7 protein-coding genes are annotated in these 4,255 nt (G+C 69.4%); 6 read left to right on the top strand and 1 reads right to left on the bottom strand.

The genetic code is table 11. The features are described 5' to 3' along the window. Positions 1–103 precede the first annotated feature (103 nt). Entirely contained in the window at positions 104–646 is a 543-nt protein-coding gene (locus tag ACFQ87_RS05870; protein ID WP_380609331.1) for an SMI1/KNR4 family protein, read from the top strand. 8 nt (positions 647–654) lie between these two features. On the opposite strand, the gene ACFQ87_RS05875 is transcribed toward ACFQ87_RS05870, so the two are convergent. Then, positions 655–798: a DUF6191 domain-containing protein gene (locus tag ACFQ87_RS05875; RefSeq protein ID WP_380609332.1), complete on the bottom strand. Its 144-nt coding sequence runs from the start codon at positions 796–798 to the stop codon at positions 655–657. Between the two features lie 104 nt (positions 799–902). Here ACFQ87_RS05875 and ACFQ87_RS05880 point away from each other — a divergent pair, with 104 nt between their 5' ends. The 5 genes from ACFQ87_RS05880 (at position 903) to ACFQ87_RS05900 (ending at position 3,982) form a co-directional block, all read left to right on the top strand. Further along, positions 903–1,358, top strand: coding sequence for a VOC family protein (locus tag ACFQ87_RS05880; protein WP_380609333.1), 456 nt, complete (start codon positions 903–905; stop codon positions 1,356–1,358). 112 nt (positions 1,359–1,470) lie between these two features. Then, complete coding sequence (locus ACFQ87_RS05885; protein ID WP_380609334.1) at positions 1,471–1,749, top strand: lytic polysaccharide monooxygenase; 279 nt, start codon at positions 1,471–1,473, stop codon at positions 1,747–1,749. Positions 1,750–1,801: 52 nt separating this feature from the next. Then, positions 1,802–2,599, top strand: coding sequence for a hypothetical protein (locus ACFQ87_RS05890; RefSeq protein ID WP_380609335.1), 798 nt, complete (start codon positions 1,802–1,804; stop codon positions 2,597–2,599). Between the two features lie 300 nt (positions 2,600–2,899). Then, positions 2,900–3,691: a maleylpyruvate isomerase family mycothiol-dependent enzyme gene (locus ACFQ87_RS05895; RefSeq protein ID WP_380609336.1), complete on the top strand. Its 792-nt coding sequence runs from the start codon at positions 2,900–2,902 to the stop codon at positions 3,689–3,691. Positions 3,692–3,754: 63 nt separating this feature from the next. After that, positions 3,755–3,982, top strand: coding sequence for a hypothetical protein (locus tag ACFQ87_RS05900; RefSeq protein WP_380609337.1), 228 nt, complete (start codon positions 3,755–3,757; stop codon positions 3,980–3,982). The last annotated feature ends 273 nt before the right edge of the window (positions 3,983–4,255 follow it).

The raw sequence follows: 4,255 nt of genomic DNA on the forward strand, positions 1-4,255 counted from the left end.
GCGAGGACGGAGCGGTGGGCCCTGTCGTTCTCGCGGCCCCTCGCATCGGCGGACGCGAGGGGCCGCGGGGTGCGGTGTCGGTGCTCCCTGCGAGCATGGCGCCGTGACCCGAACCCCTGATGAGCGCCCCGACGAGGCCGTCCTCGATGCCCTGCGCGCGGCCTTCCCGCCGGAGTGGCGGGAGCCGGCCTTGGGGGGTGAGGGGGTCGCGAGCTGGGAGGCGGAGCACGGCGTCGTGCTTCCGGAGCCGTACCGGACCTTCGTCGCGGAGATCAGCAACGGCTGCGGCCTCGGACCGGCTGAGGACGGCGGCCTGCAGCCGCTCGGCTGGCTGCCCGACGGCTGGCCGGACCTCGGCGAGCGGCGGCCGGGGGAGCCGTTCCCGCTGGAGGAGGCGTGGCTGTGGGAGGACGACGAGGACGTCGACCCGGACGACCCCCGGATCGACGCGGTCTTCCTGCACGGGTCGGTGGTGCTCGGCTCGGACGACGGGCAGTCGTTCTGGCTGCTGGTGACGACGGGGCCCCGGCGGGGCGAGGTCTGGATGGTGTCCGACGTCGCCGCCCTCCCGGTGCCCGGGCCGGAGGCGTGGGGCTTCGCGGAGTGGGTGCGGAACTGGCCCTCGGACGAGGAGTGGCAGGTCTGAGGTGATCTTCAGCGCCGGATGACGGTGGTGCCGCCGTCCAGGTCGACGCCCGTCCGGGGCGGGGCGCCGTCGTGATCGTCGTCGCGCAGGACGAGTCGGGCCTGGCGCTGCTCGATCTGGACGCGCTTGTTGGCGTTGAAGAAGGCGTGCAACTCCTCGGTCGCGGTGGCGCCGAGGCCAGCGCGAAGGGCACGATCACCAGGATCGCCATGAAAAGCAGACCCGCCATCATCACCATGCCGACCCAAGTGCGCGGGTGGCCGATCCGTTCCTGGTCTGGCGTCAATTCAGGTGTGGCGAAAGGGTACTCGATGCTTTGGTGGTGCGCATGAGCGATGAGAGTGCGGCGCCCGCGCGGTTCAAGGACCTGGCACTGGATGCGACCGATCACCAGGGGTTGGCCGACTGGTGGTGTGCGGCGATCGGATATGTGCGCAGGCAGTCGATCGATGGAGTGGAGCTGCCGGACGGGTGGGGGGTTCCGATCGTCGATCCGGCCGGGAACGGTCCGTTGATCTGGATCAATCCGGTGTCGGAGCGGAAGACGGTCAAGAACCGGATGCATCTCGATGTGTGGGGCGATGCGGGCCGGCTGGCGGCCCTGGGGGCAGCGGTGCTCCGGGCGCCCGACGACGAGATCCGGTGGCATGTGCTGGCGGACCCCGAGGGGAACGAGTTCTGCGTGTTCGCCCCGCAGGGCGAGGCCGACTGATGGCGTGGGAAGTCGGATGGGCCGACTTCCTGGGCGGCGGGGTGTCGTTCTGGCCGATGGCGGCTCCGATTCCCGGACGGTGGTCACAACACGACGGCCTCGTATGGGTGACGTGCGCGCTTTAGCCGTGCACGGTACCCGGGAGAGTTGGGACCCGAGCGCCCCGCTGAGCCGCGCCCAGTTCGAGCCTGAGTCGTTCGCGACGTACAAGCCGTACGGTGACATCAAGTTCGAGGACATGCCGGACGCTTCCAACGACCCGCACCTCAGCAAGCCGCACTCGGTCAAGCTGCCGCAGCGTTCCGGCTATCACGTGATCCTCGGCGTGTGGGAGGTGGCCGACACGGGTCACGCCTTCTACCAGGTGATCGACGTGAACTTCACCCGGTAAAGATCGCAGACAGGGGCGGCGGAGGAGGAGGCAGAAATGGCAGGATCCTGGCGTGGATGCGTTCAGGATCGAGGACTACCAGCCCCAATGGCTCAACGGGCTTTCCGCCGTCGTGGCATCCCAGGGCCAACGGTTGCGAACGCTCATCGGGCGGTCGCTGACGCGGGCCTGGTTGGTCTGGGACGTCCGAGACGATGAATGGTTCGCCGACGGCCCCGTTCTGCTCGATTTCGACGGGGAACAGGTCGAGGTCAACCACTACAAGTTGGACGACCTGGCGATCACCTGGAACACCATTGATCCCCATGGGCCGGCTCGCTGGCCCGGCTTCGACGTGCGGTGGCGGCACGAGGCGCACCCCGAACTGTGGTCCCTCCAAGGGCAGGTGTTGCGGGACCTTGAGCTTCTCGAATGGACGGGGAGCGACCTTGCCCGGGGGACCGTTGCCGTGAGCTTCGTCTTCTCCGAGGCTCGACTGACCGTTTTCAACGCCCTCGATGAGAACGGGCTGGACTTCGGTCCGCCTGACCCGAGGTACTGGCGTCACTCGCTTCGCTGTGGCGCAGTCGCCGGGTTGCCGGGTTGCCGGGTTGCCGGGTTGCCGGGTTGCCGGGTGCTGGTTGCGCACGAAGTCGGATGGGTCGACTTCCTGCGCGGGGCGGTGGCGAAGGTAGCTAACCTGGGCCCCACCGGACACGGAAGGGCGGGAGCTGTTCTCCACCGTTTCGCTGTCTCACGAGACATCGCCAGCGCCGCTTCGGGGACTTCACCGCAACGAAACGGCCCGGCGTCGAAGATCAGGTGGAACCCGTGCGTGAGACACCCAAGTACGATTCGAGCGCCTGCTTGATCACCTCGTAGGGGGAGCATCCTGCGCGGAGGGCGTGAGCATGGAGCCATACCTCCAGCTGTTCCGGCAAGTACTTGGCGCGGTTGTCGAGACTGACACACCGTTGGCTTCTCGGCACCCGGGCGGTGGGGTGTTGAGCCAAACCCCACCTTGGAGTGAAGTCGGGTGGGGAACTCCCGTGGTTTCGAAGGAGGTTCGGTGTCGGCGGCGGTTCGGGCGGATGGTTCGGACGGCGGCGTCGGCAGGCGGCGGCTGGGAAATTCGCTTTCGGCCGCCGGAGTGCGGTGATAGACAGCCGTAGTGCAGAAGAATCTTGAACTCCCTGACCTGCTGCGACTGATCGACGAGCGGGCGACGGCCTTCCGGGCCGCGATCGCCGCCGCGCCCAGCCTGGACGTGCAGGTGCCGACCTGTCCCGAGTGGACGCTGTTCGACCTGGCGCGGCACCTGGGCTCGGGCCGCCCGTTCTGGGCCGCCGTCGTCGAGGCCGGTCCGGCCGACGCCCCGCCGGCCGAGGCCGTGGCGGCGCGCGCCGAGGCGCAGGCGCCCCGGGAGCGCGAGGCGTTGGTGGCCTGGCTGGCCGCGTCGACGCAGGAGCTGCTGGACACCCTGCGGGAGGTCGGCCCGGACGCCGAGTGCTGGACGTGGTGGGGCGCCTCGCAGTCGCCGCGGACCAGCGGTGCCGTCGCCCGGCACCAGCTTCAGGAGATCGCGATGCACACCTATGACGCCCAGCTCACCGTGGGCGCCGCGCAGCCGCTGCCGGCGGAGGTGGCGCTGGACGGCGTCGAGGACTTCCTGTTCACCTGCTGCGCGTGGTCGGGCGTCTGGCCGCACGAGCCGGCCGTCGTCGACTACCACGCCACCGAGGGCCGCTCCTGGCGCTTCACGGTCGAGGCGGACGGCGCCCGCGCCGTCCGCCTCCCGGCTGCCGGCGAGGGCGAGGCCCAGGCCCCGGCCGACGCCTCCGCCCGGGGCACGGCCGGTGAGCTGGTCCTGTGGTTCTACGGACGCGCACCGCTGGACTCGGTGAAGATCGACGGCGACCGGGTCATCTTCGAGCGGCTCTTCGCCTGGGACCCGAACGCGTAAGGCGTGGTCGACGACGCGGTCACCCGTTCGCTGAGACAGTCTCAAACCGTAGGGAGAAGATCCATGGATGAGAACGAAGCCCAGCGGGTGGCCAATACGCTCCGCCGTCTGGGCATCCGGGGAATCGTCTCCCCCGAAGACCCGGACGAGCCGGACGGGCAATGGCGGGTGTACGACAGTACCGACGTCGTCACCCGGCGGGACATCACCGACGAAGCACTGGCGATGATCAAGGGCAGGTCCCGTGGCATCGGTCCGGCGCGAGGATTCGTCGTCCCCAGCCCTCGCTGAACAACACTCCGAAGATGCCCCGTCCGGGTTCGCCCGGGCGGGGCTAACCTCTGTGTGCAGCGATGCCGTGACCTTCTGGAGGGCGCGCGGGCGGCCGATGGCGTACCCGCTCGGTGTGCGGCGGGATTCGGCTTTGTCCGGCGGCCCCCCGCGCGATTTGGCGCGAGGGGCCGCCGGGGGCCCCAACCCCCGTCGGATTGGCCCCAAGAACAAGGCACACGTGTTTTCTCCTGACCCCGGAGCGGACATGACCAAACTTCCCCCCCCCACCCC

It is taken from the genome of Kitasatospora sp. NPDC056531 (assembly GCF_042794375.1).
Taxonomy (GTDB): domain Bacteria; phylum Actinomycetota; class Actinomycetes; order Streptomycetales; family Streptomycetaceae; genus Kitasatospora.